Below are 15,527 nucleotides of genomic sequence, written 5' to 3'. Positions count from 1 at the left end.
TATGGAAATTGGAATAGATATAGTAGAAGTAAAACGCATTGAACGATTAATAAAAGACAAGGCGTTTTTGGCGAGAGTATATACGCTTCAAGAAATTGCGTATTGCTCAAGTAAAAAAATAAAGGCACAGCACTTTGCCGTGCGCTTTGCCACAAAAGAAGCGGTTTGGAAGGCGATTTGTAAAAACGGTATTGCTCTAAAAGACATTGAGGTAAAAAACCTTTCAAACGGCAAACCAGTTGTACTAATAAAAAATACTCCCGCAAAAAATATCTCTATATCGCTTACACACACCAAAAACTATGCGGCAGCAGTTGCCGTTGTTAAAAAAACAAAAACAAAATGAAAGAAATACAAGTTAAAGTTCTGCAAATAACAATGTCGCTTGTGCGCAAACTTATGCCTGTGCGCAAAAAGAACTCAAACAAAAAAGATTTTGGGCATGTTCTTATTTTAGCAGGCTCAAAAAATATGGCTGGCGCTCCGGTGCTTTGCGCGAATGCCGCAATAAGGTTTGGCGCAGGGCTTGTAAGTGTTGGTGTGCCAGAAGTAATCAGGGATATTGTTGTCAAAAAAACAAGGTCTGAGGTAATGGTGCGTGGTTTTAATGCAAACATAAATGACGGCACATTTGGCTTAAAAGCTTTTAAAGAAATTAAAAAATTTATTATTGAAAGAAAAATAGATGCAATTGCAATTGGGCCTGGCATATCGGTAAATAGTTCAACAATTGCCCTTGTAGTGAAAATTTTACAAACATTCAAAGGTTTTATTGTTTTAGACGCAGATGCGCTAAACTGCATTGCTAAAAGTAAATATGACCTTTCAAGCTCCAATGCGAAAATTGTAATAACGCCGCACGAAGGTGAGTTTTCAAGGTTAAGCGGTCTATCTTTGAAAAACATAAGTTCAAGAAGATGTCAGAGTGCTTGCGAATTTGCAAATAAAAATAAGGTTGTCTGCGTTTTAAAGGGTTCAGCCACAGTTGTCAGTGATGGCAATAAAATATTTATAAATACAACAGGTAACCCTGGCATGGCAACAGCTGGTTGTGGCGATGTTCTTACTGGAATGATTGTAGCTGCCCTATGCCAAATAACTCAGCCGATTATGGCAAGCGTTTTTGCTGTTTATATACACGGGCTTGCCGGCGATATTGCCGCGAAAGATAATACTCAAATTGGCATGGTTGCAAGTGATATATCAGGACGGCTTCCTTTGGCGTTAAAGAGAATAGTCGGTTACAAAATGCTCCCCCTCACCTCAATCCTCTCCCTCGAGGGGAGAGGAAGCCCGAAGGGCAGGTGAGGGTGATGTAAAAGTATCGTTGGATGTGGTAGGATGGCAAAAATATTTTGACCTTTAAAATCATCGACAGAAAATGAGTTTTGTGACAGGTAATTAAAGAGAATACTATAGAGAAAAAATGCAAAAGAACAAAAAAATAAATTTCGCAATGGTTGTTGATACAACACTATGGCTAATAGCAATGAATGCTATATTCCTTTTGCTGATGTCAGCTTTTAGAGTTGTGTTTTTTATCACTTACGCGCCAATGGATCAAATTAGAGGCCTTGGAAAATATGTTTTTGATGCTTTTGTGCTTGGCGCTCGCTTTGACCTAGTTCAGGTAGCATTTATAAATTCGCTTGTAACGCTTACACTTTTGCTTTTGTGGGCATTTGCAAACAAATCTTTATTTAATAAGTGGCTCTCAGTTCTAAAATACTATTACACCGTGCTATATTGCATAGTTTTTACACTCTTAATTGTTGATATAGGGTTTTATTCATTTTTTAATGACCATATAAATATAATGTTTTTTGGTTTTTTTGAAGATGATACAAAAGCACTTATAACCACAATATGGGAAAACTATAATGTTGTGCTCGTTGCTCTTGCGTACTCGGCGCTAATTGCAATTGTATATTTTATAAGTTCGCGTTTTATAAAGTTAATTGCAAAAAGGGAGAATGAAAATAAAACTCACCACCCCGTAGTTAAGACTATATTTGTAGCATTATTGCTTTTTGGTAACTTTGTTGCCGCGCGTGGCACTTTAAGTATGTTTCCTTTAGATATTATGGATAGTGCAATATCACCAAACGCGTTTATAAACAAAGTACCACTAAACGGTGTTTACACATTTTATAGGGCATTGGAGTTTCGTTTAAAAGAAGATAAAAGCTTTAACTTGGCTAGCGAGCTTGGCTATGGTGATGGCTATGAACGCGCTTTTGCCGACTATCTTAGAAAAGATGTTAGCCAAATAAATAAAACCGACCTGCTTGAAAACATCGCGCGCACTACCCCAAAAAATATATTTGTCAAAAACAACCCGCCTAATGTTGTGTTTTTTGTTATGGAATCGTTCGCGTCTCATTTGACCTATTATAACTCAAGTAATTTTAATGTATTAGGGGAGTTTAAAAAACATTTTGATTCAGATTGTACTTTTATGAACTTCCTTCCTGCGGATATTGGAACAATTGGCACATTTGAATCGATAATAATGAATATTCCAAAGCGCCCTGAATCAAAGTATATAACTCAATCGGCTTACGCGTACAGCTCATATAAAACCTCAATGGCATTGCCGTATAAAAACGCAGGGTATGAAACAATTTTTATTTATGGTGGGAACATCGGCTGGCGTAACATAGGTGAGTTTGTTGCTTTGCAGGGTTTTGACCAGGTTGAAGGTGAGGGTGCTATGGATCCATCATTTGAGCGTAACCAGTGGGGCGTATATGACGAGTATCTTTTTGATTATGTTTTGCAAAAGCTCAACGAAAATACAACTAAACCAAAGTTTATTTTTGTGCTTACAACAAGCAATCATCCGCCTTATAAACTGCCATCTATATATAAACAATTGCCGCTAAATGTTTCGGCTGATATGAAAAAAGACCTTGCATCCGACACTGATTTAGTTGAAAAGCGCATGATTGCATATCAGTATGCAACAAGAAAGTTAGGTAAATTTATGGATGAGCTTAAAAGTTCACAGCTTGGTAAAAAAACAATTGTTGCCGTTACGGGTGACCACAGTTTCCATTTTTTCAACTATGGTAAAGAAAAACTATTGAAAACTCTATCCGTGCCATTTTACCTTTTTGTTCCAAGTGCGTATAAAACGGATAAGTACGATAAAAACACATTCGGCTCGCATATAGATATTATGCCAACGCTTTATAACCTCTCGCTTTACGAACAAAAATACTATGCTCTTGGGCAAAACATTTTTGATACAAAAGCGGAACACTTTAGTTGTAATGCCATTGGCGTTGTAATTTCAAAAGATGGGGCAATAGAGTATAGCCAACACGATAAGGTGAAAAATTTTTATACATGGCAAAATAGTGAAAACTCTGCATTGCAAATCTCAAATGAAACAAAAAAGTTGGGCAAATTGTTCAAATGTTATAAAGCATATCTTGCTGTTGCCGACTATGTTGTCAAAAACCCCGATAAAAAAAAGGTTATTAAGTAAAATAAAGGAATATGTTATAATCTAAAACGTGAAAACATTTGAGCGTAAACTTATTAATGTAAGAAGGGCAATTCACTCTAATCCTGAGCTTGGAAATTGTGAGTTTAAAACGAGCGCCTTGCTTGAAAGGAAACTCAAAGGTGCCGGCATAAAAACATATCGTATCGGTAAAACAGGACTTGTTGGCTTGTTGCAAGGTAATAAATCAAAATCGACAAAGTGTGTTGCTTTGCGTGGAGATATGGATGCTTTGCCAATTATCGAGCAAACAAATAAAAGTTATGCTTCAAAAGTTCCAGGTGTAATGCATGCCTGCGGGCACGATGCCAACTCAACTATGGTGCTTGGCGCGGCGCTATTGCTTGCCAAAGATAGAAACTTTAGCGGAAGTGTAAAATTTATTTTTCAGCCCAATGAAGAGTCATCAGGTGGGGCAAAAGCAATGGTAGATGGCGGGGTGCTTTCTAACCCTAAGCCCTGCGGCATAATTGGAATTCATGTAAACCCATGGCTTGCTTTTGGTAAGGCCGGTTTTAAAATTGGCGCCATGATGGCTTCGGTTGATAAATTTGAAGTTGAATTAATTGGTACCGGCGGGCATGGAGCATACCCGCACTATTCAAAAGATCCTGTTGTTGCTTGTGCAACCTTAATAAGTGCGTTGCAAAGCGTTGTTTCAAGGCAGATAGACCCTGTTGAGCCAGTTGTGCTTTCAATTGGCAAAATAGAAGGCGGAGAATGTTTTAACATAATTCCAAAAAGTGTAAAACTGCTTGGCACGGTGCGCACGCTCAATGAGGGTGTACACAAAGAAATTCCAAAGCAAATAGAAAAGATAATAAAAGGCATTGCTTTGGCGTATTCTTTAAAGTATAAATTTAATTATAAAATGCTCGGCCCAGTTCTTGTGAATGATAAAAAAGTGTTAAATGTATGTTATAACTCTGCCAAAAATACTTTAGGCGGGCATAATGTCATAATGCTTGAAAAACCGTCTATGGGTGGTGAGGACTTTGCGGAGTATCTTAAAGAAGTTCCTGGTTGCTTTGTTTACATAGGAACGGCCGGAAAACAAACATATCCATGGCATCATGAAAAGTTTGACATAGATGAAAGAATACTGGGTATTGGCGCGAAATTACTTGCGGCAATGGCAAAAGATGGGTTGTATAAGTTGTAATATTTGTCTGTCGCTGTGAAGTTTTATGGTGCGGTTGTCAAGCTCCCCTTTGGCTGACCCGCCTTGGGCGGGCAGGGGCAGAAAGCCCCGAGACTTATTTTTAATGGAGGAATTAATATGCTTGCTATTTTAGTTGGTATTTTATTTATTGTAGCCGGTTGTTTGGGAGTTTTAGTTTGGGCATCAGATTTTATTGTTGTTGTGCGTGGCTTTATGCCATTTATGATTGCCATAGGTGGGATTATATCTGTGGTTGCCGGCATTTCAAGCATTAAAGATAAATTAGATAAATCCACAAAAAAGTAAGTGAGTTAATCCACTAAACTTGTGAAAATATCCTCTCTTGGCGAATTTCGCCTCATTGAAGAAATCAAAAAAAAACTCTCAAGTTTTAACCCAAATTTTGCAAATGTAGTAATTGCTTCGGGTGATGACGCCTTTGCGGGTTTTTTACCAAAAGGTAAAATCCTTGTTGCAACAACTGATGCTCTCGTGCAAGGCGTACACTTTCGTCTCTCGTGGATGAGCCCGCAAACCCTCGGTAAAAAAGCTGTTGCTGTAAATGTTAGCGACCTTGCGGCTATGGGCGGGGCAAAACCGTTGTTTTGTTTAGTAACTATGGGTTTGCCAAAAAACACAACTGTAAGTTTTGTAAAACAACTTTATAGCGGCCTTAATTCTGAGGCAAAAAAATACGGCGCGGTTATAGTTGGCGGCGACACAGTTCGCTCAAACGGCGGTATTTTTTTGTCGCTAACATTACTTGGCTCAATAAAAAAAGCTCAGATAATTAAAAGGTCTGGCGCAAAGGTTGGCGATGTTGTATGTTCAACTGGAACATTTGGCGATGCCGCTGCCGGGCTTAAAATATTAGAAAGCGCGAAAATAAAGCTTACGCGGAGTGAAAAATATCTTGTTAACAAACAACTTTTGCCGCAAGTTAGTTTAGAAAATGCCAATTTGCTTTCAAAATTTTCATATGCGACAAGTATGCTTGACTCTTCAGATGGGCTTGCGATATCAATTAATTTAATTGCACAAGAAAGTAGTGTTGGTATAAGCGTTGCCTTGCAAGCTGTACCTGTTTCAAATGAGTTTAATAAATGGGCAAGTGAATTTAGTGAAAACGAAAAATATGAAAAAGTTATTAACGGTGGGGAAGAATACTGCCTTGTTTTCACCACAAACCCCAAAAACCTAAAAAAAATACAACGCCTTATTCCTTCTGTCAAAGCATTTGGCATAGTAACAAGCACAAAGGGTGTAAATTACACATTAAATGGCAAAAAGTTTGCCTTGCGTGCTAAGGGTTTTTCGCACTTTGGATAAATAAATGGCCGTTATTAAAACGACAACATACATAGTTAAAACCTTAGAAGATACTGCCATGGTTGCATCAAAGCTTGCAAAAGAGCTGAGTGTACCGGTTTTGTTACTTTTTTACGGTAATCTGGGTAGTGGAAAAACAGCATTTATTAAGTTATTAGCTAATGCGCTTGGCGCAAAAGCCGTGGTTCGTAGCCCAAGTTTTACACTTATCAATGAGTATAAAATTAAAAATTCTAATTTTTTTCATATTGATTTATATCGCTTAAAAGCTGGTAAAATTAGCGAGCTTGGTCTTGAAGAGTATATTTATGGTAACGGTGTTTGTGCAATTGAGTGGGCAGATAAATTAAATAAAAATATTTTTGCCGGTAGTGCCTATTGCGAAATTTCTATAACGCTTTTAGAAAATTTAGAGCGGGAGATTAAAATAACTTGGAACAAATAAAAAAAGAAATAATTTTAGGGATAGATACTTCAGGTGCATCGTTTAGCGTGGCACTTGCACGCGATGGAAAGCTTATTCACGAGGTTTTTATAATTAAACCAGAATTAAATCACTCCGAATTATTACTGCCAGAAATAAAAAAGGCATTAAAATTATGCGGCATTAATTTAAGTGAACTCACAAAAATTGCAGTTTGCATTGGACCTGGCAGTTTTACAGGAATTAGAATTGGTTTAGTTTGTGCTAGAACCTTAGCACAAGTACAAAATATTCCGGTTGTGGCGATAGATTCGTTAAGAATTATATCGTGTGGAATTAAAAAACCAGGAGTAAATGTTGTGCCAGCACTGGATGCTTTAAGAGAGGAATTGTATGTTTTACGCAATAAAGTGGCAGGTATTGAACGATTTAAAAATTTTGTTAAAAAACTTAAAGTTATAAAAACCCCAACTCTTATAGCAGGTTCTGCCGCAAAACTTTACGCAAAAGAGATAAGCGCCATTAAAAACAAAAATATTATGCTTGCGGATGAAATTTATAACTATCCAAAGGCAGGTGTTTTATGCCTTATGGCGCAAAACATTAAAGGGGTGCATTTTTCAAAAGTGATGCCCTGCTACATAAAGCGTTCATGGGCAGAAGAAAACTCAAAGAATCAAAAGAGAAAAAAGTAGTTGTAATTCGCTATACCCCATTTGGCTTACCCGCTCAAAGCGGACAGGCCCGCCTAGGGCGAGGGCTGACTATACGAGGGAAATGATCCGCCAATGGAACTTGGCGAGATTTACAGCTTTTTCTTTTTAGTTGTCATTGCGTCAGCCCAAAGGGGCTAGATCTCGCCAAAGGCGGAAATCCTGAAAAAGGGTGAAGCAATCTCACTTAATTATTAGATTGCTTCGTCGCTACTGCTCCTCGCAATGACGTCAAACTTAGAATGTGGATGATAGTTAGCAAAATAAATGATCTGCCATTAAAAACATTTTTACAGTTTTAGATGATTTTTTGAACGGATAGGTATGATATTATAATTATTTTCAATAGTTATAATTTAAGTAGACAGTAATTGTAAACCCTTCATAATCACCTACCAAGTATCTGCTTTTTCCAAAATGTAAACAGTCACTTTTTTATGCATCCAGTGCTTTTCTTCTGCAGCGTTATTAACACCTAAATCAATTCTGTTGCCTTTAATTGCAGAGCCTGTATCACCGGCGTAGCCATAACCATAACCGGGCACATAAACTCTTGTGCGAAGTGGTATTACCCTCGGGTCTACAGCTACAATTCCCTGTTGCATTTTGTTGCCAAGCCGTGTTATTGTGCCGTCTTTCCATGCTAAGGGGTCGCCAGGGTAGTAGGCGGTTGCAATCATTTTTATTTTTTTTGCGTTAGATAAATTATAAGTGTTTTCAACACTGCCGTTGGGGTTTAAAAGATTTAAAAGGTTAAGCGTTCTTTTAATGATGTTTTCGCTAAGTATTTCTCGGGTACTTTCAACTCCGTCGTGATATGTTACCTTTATTTTTGAGGTCTTTGTTTTTTTTAGTTGTTTAATAAGCTTTACTGGCCTTAGGTTTGCAACATATTTCTTTTCCCAAATGTTTTCACTTGGCAGTTCTTCTTCAATAAATATCTCTTTAGTAGTTACGCGAGTTAAGTGTATAAGTCCTCGTTTTGGAAAGTTTTCATTTATCGCAGGCACTATTAAATCTTCTTTCCCAACACTTATGCCAGCTTGTCTTAGAACCTCGCCAACTGTTTTGCTTTTTGGTCTTACAACTATATTCTTACCATCGGCAGTTACTATAACCCTATTTGTTTGCCAAAGGTAAAACTCCAACGCGCTAAAAGCAGCGCAAACAATAATTACCGCAATTAAAAGAGGTTTAATTCTTAACTTATCAATCATTTTTACTTTCATCAAGGTAAGGTCTTAAGCGAAATTTAACGCCAACGCGTTTTGCAATAGCTTTAAATTTATTTTGGTCTGAACCCGGGAAGTCGATGAAGGTTATAGTAGTGTCTTTAATTACTTTTTTACATGCTCTTGCAAACGCAAGCACACCGCGGTATGAAGCAATGCCAAACATGGGTCTGTGCAGTTTTAAATATTCTTTTGAATTTAGTGCGTTTACGCTTATAGATATGGCATCAACAAGGTTTTTAAGCTTTGGAACAATATTTTTTTTGTAGTAAAGGTTTGCAAGGCCAGAAGTGTCTACGCGCACTTTGCCGCCATTTTTTTTAACATATTTTGCAACTTCCAATAAAACATCAATGCGCAAAAGCGGCTCTCCGTAACCGCAAAAAACAATCTCTTTATACTTTTTTGGGTCTTTTATGCGTTTAATAACATCTTCAGCTGTCGGCTCGGTTTTAAGGAGCAGTTTGTGCCCGTGGAACTTCCAGCCCCATTTATTTTTTATGCAAAATGTGCAGGCAGAGGCGCACTTGTTTGTTAAATTTACATAAAGGCTGTTTTGAAATTTGTAGGTTATTTCCATTTTATTATCCTTTTGAATATTATCAAAGTCATGGTTTCCGGGCAAATATGGTCTTAGACAAAAGCCGTGTCATCCCGAAACGCAGTGAGGGATCTTAAAGATACCTCATCCCGCAAAAGGCGGGATTCGGTATGACAACGGTAAAATATTTATATTTCAATAGCCAAGCTGTGTATTTTAAAGTTTAAATAAATTGCGCGCGTTTTTTGTTGTTGTATCGGCAACAACTTCTAATGAAATATTTTTTAATAACGCAATCTCGCTTGCTGTTATTGGAATATACGACGGTTCATTTCTTTGCCCACGGTAAAGTTGAGGCGGCAGGTAAGGGCAATCTGTTTCAAGCAGCAGTTTTTCTAACGGTGTAGCGAAAACCGATTCTTTCAGTGAGTTAGATTTTGGGTATGTAACAGGGCCGTCTATTCCAAGCAAAAAACCAAAGTCAACAAGTTTTTGCGCTTCTTCTTTTGTGCCCGAAAAGCAATGCACAGAAGCGTTTGGCAAAGCGTTTTTTGAGGCAAATTTCTCTAACAGCTCAATCATATCAGGGTAAGCGTTTCTGCAGTGTATTGTTAATGGTTTCTTTAGCTTTAACGCAAGGTGTATATGTTTTAAAAAAAGCTCTTTTTGAAAATCGTATGGAGCTTTAGCGTGGTAATAGTCAAGCCCTGTTTCGCCAATGGCTTTAACTTTTTCATTTTCGCAAAGTTTTTCTAAGAGTTTCCAGGCGTCTTGCGAAAAAGTTTCTGAATATATCGGGTGTATGCCCAAAGCGCAGTAGATATTTGAGTGTTGTTGGCATAGCTTAAGTACACTCTCCCACTCTTCTATTTGGCAACCAACTTCAATAATTATATCAACGCCTTTTTCGCCGGCTCTTTTTATAACCTCTTCGCGGTCGTTATCAAAGCGCGGGTCCATAATGTGAGCATGGGTGTCAATTAGCTTCATTTTTCTAAAGATATCCTTGGGAAAAGTGCTTCTGGCTTTTTTACCGGTTTAAAAGGGAAGAAAACTATTTTTTTGTTTATAAAATATTCCTTTGATGCTTCTTCAATTGAGTGTTCAAAGCCGCAACACTCCCAAATTGCTTTTGCTTTTTGCGGCATAAATGGCTGAAGGTAAAGCGCAATAAGCCCTATTGAGTTTAAAAGTGAATAAAGTACACCGGGCAAACGCGGAGAGTTTTCTTTTGCAAGTTTCCACGGGGCGGTTTCTTCAATAAACCTGTTTGCCAAATCAACTGCGATGCGAATTTGTTCGCAGACCTTATGCAACTCTATTAACTCATAGTGTGCGCAAATTGTTGCAAGCTGTTGTGAAATATTTCCAAACAGGTTTTCATTACCTTTAATGCTTAAAACTTGGCCCGGAAAATACTTTTCAATCATAGTTATCGTACGGGAAACAAGGTTGCCTATATTGTTTGCAAGATCTGCGTTGTAGCGTTCGTTAAGCGCGTTCCATGATATATCTCCGTCGGTTCCAAATGGGAAAAGTACCTGGCAAAGGTATCTGGCGCCATCTACGCCAAACTTTAAAACCATTTCATTAGGCAGTATTACATTGCCAAGTGTTTTAGACATTTTTTCGCCATTTATTGTAAAAAATCCGTGAGAAAAAACCATTTTAGGGAGTGCCATACCGGTTGATAAAAGCATAGCAGGCCAAATAACGCTGTGAAACCATAAAATATCTTTTGCCATCAGGTGCACATCGGCAGGCCAGGTTGAAGCAAGTTCTTTTTCGCCTTTTTGAAAGCCGGCCGCTGTCGCATAATTAATTAACGCGTCCACCCAAACATAGGTTGTTTGTGTTTTATCAAATGGCAGAGGTATGCCCCATTCTACTTTCGCGCGTGAAATGCTTATGTCGTCTAAAGATATCTTTAGTTTTCCAATAATTTCATTGCGCCTTTCCTGAGGCAAAACCTTTATGTAGTTTTTGTCCATAGGGTTTGTAAGAATTTCAAGCAGACGGTCTTTATATTTTGAAAGGCGGAAAAACCAATTCTCTTCGTGGTGCTCAGATGGTTTTTGCTTGTGGTCGGGGCAAAGCCCGTCTATCAAATCACCTTCTGTTAAAAATTTTTCACAATGAATGCAGTATAACCCGGAATAGGTATGCTTGTATATATCGCCGTTATCGTACATTTTTTGCAGCATCGCGCTTACTGTTGCTTCATGGTCGGCATCTGTTGTTCTAATAAAGTAATCATAAGTTATTAAAAGCTCGTTCCAGCATTTTTTAAACTTGCCGGAAATTTCATCGCAAAAAGCTTTGGGTTCAATACCGCGTTTTTGCGCTGCCTGCGATATTTTTGCTCCGTGTTCATCGGTACCTGTGGCAAAAAAAACTTCTTTACCGTTTAACCGCTGCCACCTTGCCAAAACATCCGCGGCAACTGTTGTGTACATATGTCCTATGTGGGGCGAGTCGTTTACATAATAAATTGGAGTGGTAATGTAGTATTTCTTTTGCATAAAACTCCCTAAGTAAGCACATCAATTTGTAATTTCAGTTTGAATATAACTGTTCTTAAATTCCTATTTTATCTCTTAAAGTGTATGTTATTTCTTCTGCCTTAAACTTTTTTACTGATTTATCGTCAAACTCAACAGCCACTTCTTCTTTTAGCCGCTCTACTCCAACAACAGTTCCATGACCTGTCGGAGTATGTACTTTTGAGCCAAGCGCTGGCAGTTTTTTGCGCGCGTTTTTGTAGCACTCATTTTCGTAAGCAAGGCAACACATAAGGCGTCCGCAAAGTCCAGAAAGCTTTGCTGTGTTTAAAGAGAGGTCTTGTTCCTTTGCCATATCTATGGTTACTGATGAAAACCCTTTTAAAAATTCCTTACAGCAAAGTTTTCTGCCGCAATGGCCAAGGCCGCCGATAAGCTTTGCTTCGTCGCGCACGCCAATTTGTACCATTTGAATGCGGGTTTTTAAAATATGCCCTAAATCTTTTATTAATTCTCTAAAATCAATGCGGTTTTCGGCAGTGTAATAAATAAAAAGCTTTGAGCGGTCATGCGTGTACTGCACGCTGGTAAGCTTCATATCTAACTCATGGTCTTGAATTTTTTGTAAAACGGTTTTATGCGCCTGTACATTTTTTTCTTCATTTTCTACCTGGCATTTTGCATCATCAGAGTTAAATTTGCGTATTACCTGGTGCACCGGTTCTTTTGGTTTATCTTCAATCCTTTCTTTTTCATAAACGGTTGCCATCTCCAAGCCATGCTCGGTTTCTACAATAACACGCTCTCCAACGCTTAGGTCTAAGTGCCTGGCATCGGCGATAATTTTATCTTTCATCTTTCTTACAATAAGTCCGGCAACTATTGGCATCTATTCCTCCGTGTAAGCCCAAGTAACATACTGTCTAAGGCAATTTTTGCGTTTGCATTTTTAGATAAAGAGGCAAGGCAGTTTGTTATAAGTGCCAAACTTTCTCTAAATTGTTCCGGGTTTTTGCGAAAATCAACTTTTGCTTCGTTTAACAGTTTTTGCAAAAAAACTTCCGCGTCTTGTGCGAATTTTGTTGAAAGGTCAAGCGCTTGCAAAATAGTTAGCGTGCCTTCTTTAACCAAACGCCATAATGCAACAACTTTATCGTCTTTGCTTTCAATAATTTTAAGTGCCTCTGTAATTGAACCATCGGCGCCTTTTACAGCTGATATTGCGCTGTCGTGGTCCATTGCGTAGTTATCGGTAAGAAAAGCCATCAGCTCCCCATCACTTAGCGGGGAAAAGTTAATAATTTGTGTTCTGGAAACTATAGTTTGCGGCAAGTTATGTCGGTTTTTCGCAAGCAAAATAATAATAGTTTTTTCAGGCGGTTCTTCAAGAGTTTTTAAAAGCCGGTTTGCGGCATCAAGTGTAAGTGCTTCGGCCGGGTCAATTATTACAACTCGGTATTTTGCTTCATTTTTTTTAAGTGATATTACTTTTTGAACTTTCTCAATGGTTTTAATGCCAATAGAGCTTTCCTTTTCTTCTTCGTCTAAAGCCAAGGCCTGCCATTTAAAGTTTACAACTGTAACATCGGGGTGGTTGCCATTATCAATTTTACGGCATGACTCACATAAAGAACAAGGCAAAGTGTTAATTGAGTCGCTTGCGCAGTTAAGTGCTTTTGCAAACTCAAGTGCAGTTTTTTTTCGGCCAACACCCTCCGACCCAAGGAATAAATAAGCATGCCCAACTCTAGCAGTTTTCAGCTGGCTTTCAAGTATTGATTTTGCTTTTGTTTGCCCTATTATATTTTCAAACATTTTTTTATAGTTTCAAATACAAGTTTTTGAGTTTTCTCAATAGTGTTTGCAACATTTATTACTTTTACTCTACCAGGGTAAGTTTTTGCAACTGCAAGGTAACCATTTCTTACTTTTTTATGAAACGCCAAGCTTTCGCGTTCAATTCTATCTCCTGCCTTATGTCCACTTTTTTCAAGGCCTCTTGCGCGCGAAAGTCCTTTTTCAACAGAAGTATGTAAATAAATAGTTAAATTCGGGGTAATACCCTGTGTTGCTATTTTATTCAGCGTTTTAACCAGCTCAACTCCAAGCCCACGGGCATAGCCTTGATAGGCAAGTGTTGCATCGCTGAAACGGTCGCAAACCACCACAAAACCTTTTTTTATGGCCGGCTCAATAACTTCTTTTACAAGTTGTGCGCGGCTTGCTTCATAAAGCAAAAGTTCCGCAATTGGTGTTATGGTATTTGCCGGGCTAAGTAGTAGTGTTCTTATCTTTTCAGAAACTTCATTTCCGCCGGGTTCGCGTGTGTGCAAAACGCTAAATCCAAGTTCGCGCAAGCGTTTGCACAAAAGTTTTGACTGGGTGCTTTTACCGCAACCCTCTATGCCTTCAAAAGTTATAAATATTCCTTTCTTAACCATTATTTGTTTATTATACAAAAACTTGTTGCAACTTGCACAGTATTGGCAAATTACATACAACCCTTGATTTTTTTGTATAATATACAAAATGAAAAAAACAATTTTTATTACATGTTGCCTAACACTTTGTTGTTTCTTTGCAACAAAAGCTTTAGCTAACGATATATATCTTATTTACAACCCTGCTGGTGCGGTATATTCGGCAGAAACGCTAAAAGCTTTATTAGTAAACCCAAAAATAAAGTTCTCGTTTGTTTTAAACTCATCTCAAACGCGCACGCCTGATTTACTTATTAAACTTTCAGAGCAAAAGATTGCCGAGCCAATTGTAGCTTTTAACCCAGAACCGGCGCTTGCTCAAATTTGCGAAGTAAAAAAATCAAGCTCGTCTGAAAATATTTTTTCCTGTGTTGAAGATGCTGCCGAAATTACCGCAAAAGTTCAAGAAAATATTTACAAAACTTTTGGTAAAAGCGCAAAATCAGCCTACTTGCAAGATATATCGTTAAATGAAAAATTGGCAGATTGTTTTTTGGCATTTGGCATTAAAACAGTTGTGAGTCCAAATGGTCCAAAAACACTAAAGCGCATTGACAATGTTTTGCTTATAGGTGCAAATGTAATAGATAGTAAGTATTCCTCTAAGGATTTATTTGATGCTTTAAATTCGCAAAGTGTTTTTGTTGTGGTTAATACAACTTCGTCAAAGGAAACAGCAGAGCTAATTAAAGATATTGCAAGCACATTTTCTGGGTGGGAGTTTAAAACTTTATCTGAATTTAACGATATTGCTTTGAATGATGTTGAGCGGTATGAAAATATGGAATCATCAAATACCGCTTCAGATGCTACACTTTGGCAGAAATTGTATGTTACACGCAAAGCGTTGGAAGATTATAAAAACTCCGGTTTTGCAAAATTGCCTGTGCTTGAGGTCGCAAAGCAACAAATGTTTTCGCTTTATAATTATAAGTTGCTAAGTGCTGCTGGTGCAGGTAATACAGACGCTAAATTAGAGTTTAATGATAAGTTGTTATCGGTTTGGAAAGCTCTTGACGTAACACCCCCGGCAGACCTAACTGCCACGCAAAGCGCAGGTTCTTACTTTTTTGAAGTTGATCAAAGCTCTCAGATACTAAAAATTGACAATGCTGTTTTTTCTTCCACAGCATTGCTCAATGGGTTTGAAGTTAAAGTAACTTCTGATGTTGTAGATTTTTTTGTAGACATTTCAACAGATAGTCAAATATTTGCCGGCTCTGCCGATATTTACATTGATTTAAATGGGTTAAGCGGTGCCGGTTCAACAGCTTTGCTTGCACCAATTAGCGGTGCTGCTTTTCCAACCCAAAGTGGTTGGGAGTATGCATTGCGCATAAATGACAGGAAGGCAAAGCTGTACACATTTAGCGAGTATTCAGAGCAGATTATATCAGAGTTTGCCGTAACAGGTTCTTTTAATGTTTCAATACCGGTAGGTTTATTAAGGGGAACGCCGCTTTCTTGGGGCTATCAGGTTGTATTATTTGAAAATTTTGGCCCAACCGTAAAAATTATAGATTACATCTCGCAAGACGCCGCGGCACGGGCTAACGCAATTAAAACCACTCCAATCATTCTTCAATCTTTCCGCGCAGAAAATCACCAGTAATAAAAAATCAGATCTAATTGAT

At 38.0% G+C, this 15,527-nt stretch carries 16 protein-coding genes; 9 read left to right on the top strand and 7 right to left on the bottom strand.

Annotation, left to right across the window (positions count from 1 at the left end; all coding sequences use genetic code 11):
- The first annotated feature begins 1 nt into the window (after position 1).
- The 8 genes from acpS to tsaB all read left to right on the top strand — a co-directional run bounded on the left by acpS (position 2) and on the right by tsaB (position 7,121).
- The gene (gene acpS, locus M0Q46_02005; protein ID MCK9582385.1) at positions 2-346 is read left to right on the top strand and encodes a holo-ACP synthase; all 345 of its coding nucleotides are present in this window, start codon (positions 2-4) and stop codon (positions 344-346) included.
- Positions 343-1,308, top strand: a complete 966-nt coding sequence (locus tag M0Q46_02000) for an NAD(P)H-hydrate dehydratase (GenBank protein MCK9582384.1) — start codon at positions 343-345, stop codon at positions 1,306-1,308. The genes acpS and M0Q46_02000 overlap by 4 nt, the downstream gene beginning before the upstream one ends.
- A gap of 118 nt (positions 1,309-1,426) precedes the next feature.
- On the top strand, positions 1,427-3,493 hold the full coding sequence (locus M0Q46_01995) for an LTA synthase family protein (protein ID MCK9582383.1): 2,067 nt from the start codon (positions 1,427-1,429) through the stop codon (positions 3,491-3,493).
- Positions 3,494-3,521: 28 nt separating this feature from the next.
- Positions 3,522-4,673 carry a M20 family metallopeptidase gene (locus tag M0Q46_01990; GenBank protein MCK9582382.1) on the top strand — a complete coding sequence of 384 codons (1,152 nt, stop codon included), beginning with the start codon at positions 3,522-3,524 and terminating at the stop codon, positions 4,671-4,673.
- Between the two features lie 117 nt (positions 4,674-4,790).
- A complete protein-coding gene (locus M0Q46_01985; GenBank protein MCK9582381.1) occupies positions 4,791-4,979 on the top strand; it encodes a hypothetical protein in 189 nt (62 codons plus the stop codon).
- A 21-nt stretch (positions 4,980-5,000) separates the two neighbouring features.
- Positions 5,001-6,002 (top strand): thiamine-phosphate kinase, encoded by a 1,002-nt coding sequence (gene thiL, locus M0Q46_01980; protein MCK9582380.1) that lies wholly within the window; start codon positions 5,001-5,003, stop codon positions 6,000-6,002.
- Positions 6,003-6,006: 4 nt separating this feature from the next.
- Positions 6,007-6,447, top strand: coding sequence for a tRNA (adenosine(37)-N6)-threonylcarbamoyltransferase complex ATPase subunit type 1 TsaE (tsaE, locus tag M0Q46_01975; protein ID MCK9582379.1), 441 nt, complete (start codon positions 6,007-6,009; stop codon positions 6,445-6,447).
- Positions 6,435-7,121: a tRNA (adenosine(37)-N6)-threonylcarbamoyltransferase complex dimerization subunit type 1 TsaB gene (tsaB, locus tag M0Q46_01970; protein MCK9582378.1), complete on the top strand. Its 687-nt coding sequence runs from the start codon at positions 6,435-6,437 to the stop codon at positions 7,119-7,121. The genes tsaE and tsaB overlap by 13 nt, the downstream gene beginning before the upstream one ends.
- 410 nt (positions 7,122-7,531) lie before the next feature.
- Here the strand turns inward: tsaB and M0Q46_01965 are convergent, their stop codons facing one another.
- From M0Q46_01965 to tmk, 7 genes are all read right to left on the bottom strand, one after another.
- On the bottom strand, positions 7,532-8,368 hold the full coding sequence (locus M0Q46_01965) for a 3D domain-containing protein (GenBank protein ID MCK9582377.1): 837 nt from the start codon (positions 8,366-8,368) through the stop codon (positions 7,532-7,534).
- Complete coding sequence (locus tag M0Q46_01960) at positions 8,349-8,951, bottom strand: TatD family nuclease-associated radical SAM protein (protein ID MCK9582376.1); 603 nt, start codon at positions 8,949-8,951, stop codon at positions 8,349-8,351. The genes M0Q46_01965 and M0Q46_01960 overlap by 20 nt, the downstream gene beginning before the upstream one ends.
- 177 nt (positions 8,952-9,128) lie before the next feature.
- Complete coding sequence (locus M0Q46_01955; protein MCK9582375.1) at positions 9,129-9,902, bottom strand: TatD family hydrolase; 774 nt, start codon at positions 9,900-9,902, stop codon at positions 9,129-9,131.
- Positions 9,899-11,434 (bottom strand): methionine--tRNA ligase, encoded by a 1,536-nt coding sequence (metG, locus tag M0Q46_01950; protein ID MCK9582374.1) that lies wholly within the window; start codon positions 11,432-11,434, stop codon positions 9,899-9,901. Before metG ends, M0Q46_01955 begins: the two co-directional genes overlap by 4 nt.
- Positions 11,435-11,489: 55 nt before the next feature.
- Positions 11,490-12,302: a signal peptidase II gene (locus tag M0Q46_01945; GenBank protein ID MCK9582373.1), complete on the bottom strand. Its 813-nt coding sequence runs from the start codon at positions 12,300-12,302 to the stop codon at positions 11,490-11,492.
- Complete coding sequence (holB, locus tag M0Q46_01940) at positions 12,293-13,228, bottom strand: DNA polymerase III subunit delta' (GenBank protein ID MCK9582372.1); 936 nt, start codon at positions 13,226-13,228, stop codon at positions 12,293-12,295. Before holB ends, M0Q46_01945 begins: the two co-directional genes overlap by 10 nt.
- Positions 13,213-13,854 (bottom strand): dTMP kinase, encoded by a 642-nt coding sequence (tmk, locus tag M0Q46_01935; protein ID MCK9582371.1) that lies wholly within the window; start codon positions 13,852-13,854, stop codon positions 13,213-13,215. Before tmk ends, holB begins: the two co-directional genes overlap by 16 nt.
- Before the next feature lie 88 nt (positions 13,855-13,942).
- Here tmk and M0Q46_01930 point away from each other — a divergent pair, with 88 nt between their 5' ends.
- A complete protein-coding gene (locus M0Q46_01930) occupies positions 13,943-15,505 on the top strand; it encodes a hypothetical protein (protein ID MCK9582370.1) in 1,563 nt (520 codons plus the stop codon).
- The last annotated feature ends 22 nt before the right edge of the window (positions 15,506-15,527 follow it).

This window comes from Endomicrobiales bacterium, assembly GCA_023228045.1.
GTDB lineage: Bacteria > Elusimicrobiota > Endomicrobiia > Endomicrobiales > JALOBY01 > JALOBY01.
The sequence above is the reverse complement of the archived record's forward strand: the minus strand, read 5'-3'. Positions and strand labels throughout refer to the sequence as shown.

Coding starts and splice junctions, on each gene's coding strand:
- M0Q46_01945 (MCK9582373.1), bottom strand. CDS start 12,302: ATGCCAATAGTTGCCGGACTTATTGTAAGAAAGATGAAAGATAAAATT.
- metG (MCK9582374.1), bottom strand. CDS start 11,434: ATGCAAAAGAAATACTACATTACCACTCCAATTTATTATGTAAACGAC.
- M0Q46_01965 (MCK9582377.1), bottom strand. CDS start 8,368: ATGAAAGTAAAAATGATTGATAAGTTAAGAATTAAACCTCTTTTAATT.
- M0Q46_01985 (MCK9582381.1), top strand. CDS start 4,791: ATGCTTGCTATTTTAGTTGGTATTTTATTTATTGTAGCCGGTTGTTTG.
- M0Q46_01960 (MCK9582376.1), bottom strand. CDS start 8,951: ATGGAAATAACCTACAAATTTCAAAACAGCCTTTATGTAAATTTAACA.
- M0Q46_01930 (MCK9582370.1), top strand. CDS start 13,943: ATGAAAAAAACAATTTTTATTACATGTTGCCTAACACTTTGTTGTTTC.
- acpS (MCK9582385.1), top strand. CDS start 2: ATGGAAATTGGAATAGATATAGTAGAAGTAAAACGCATTGAACGATTA.
- M0Q46_01955 (MCK9582375.1), bottom strand. CDS start 9,902: ATGAAGCTAATTGACACCCATGCTCACATTATGGACCCGCGCTTTGAT.
- M0Q46_01995 (MCK9582383.1), top strand. CDS start 1,427: ATGCAAAAGAACAAAAAAATAAATTTCGCAATGGTTGTTGATACAACA.
- holB (MCK9582372.1), bottom strand. CDS start 13,228: ATGTTTGAAAATATAATAGGGCAAACAAAAGCAAAATCAATACTTGAA.
- tmk (MCK9582371.1), bottom strand. CDS start 13,854: ATGGTTAAGAAAGGAATATTTATAACTTTTGAAGGCATAGAGGGTTGC.
- M0Q46_02000 (MCK9582384.1), top strand. CDS start 343: ATGAAAGAAATACAAGTTAAAGTTCTGCAAATAACAATGTCGCTTGTG.
- tsaE (MCK9582379.1), top strand. CDS start 6,007: ATGGCCGTTATTAAAACGACAACATACATAGTTAAAACCTTAGAAGAT.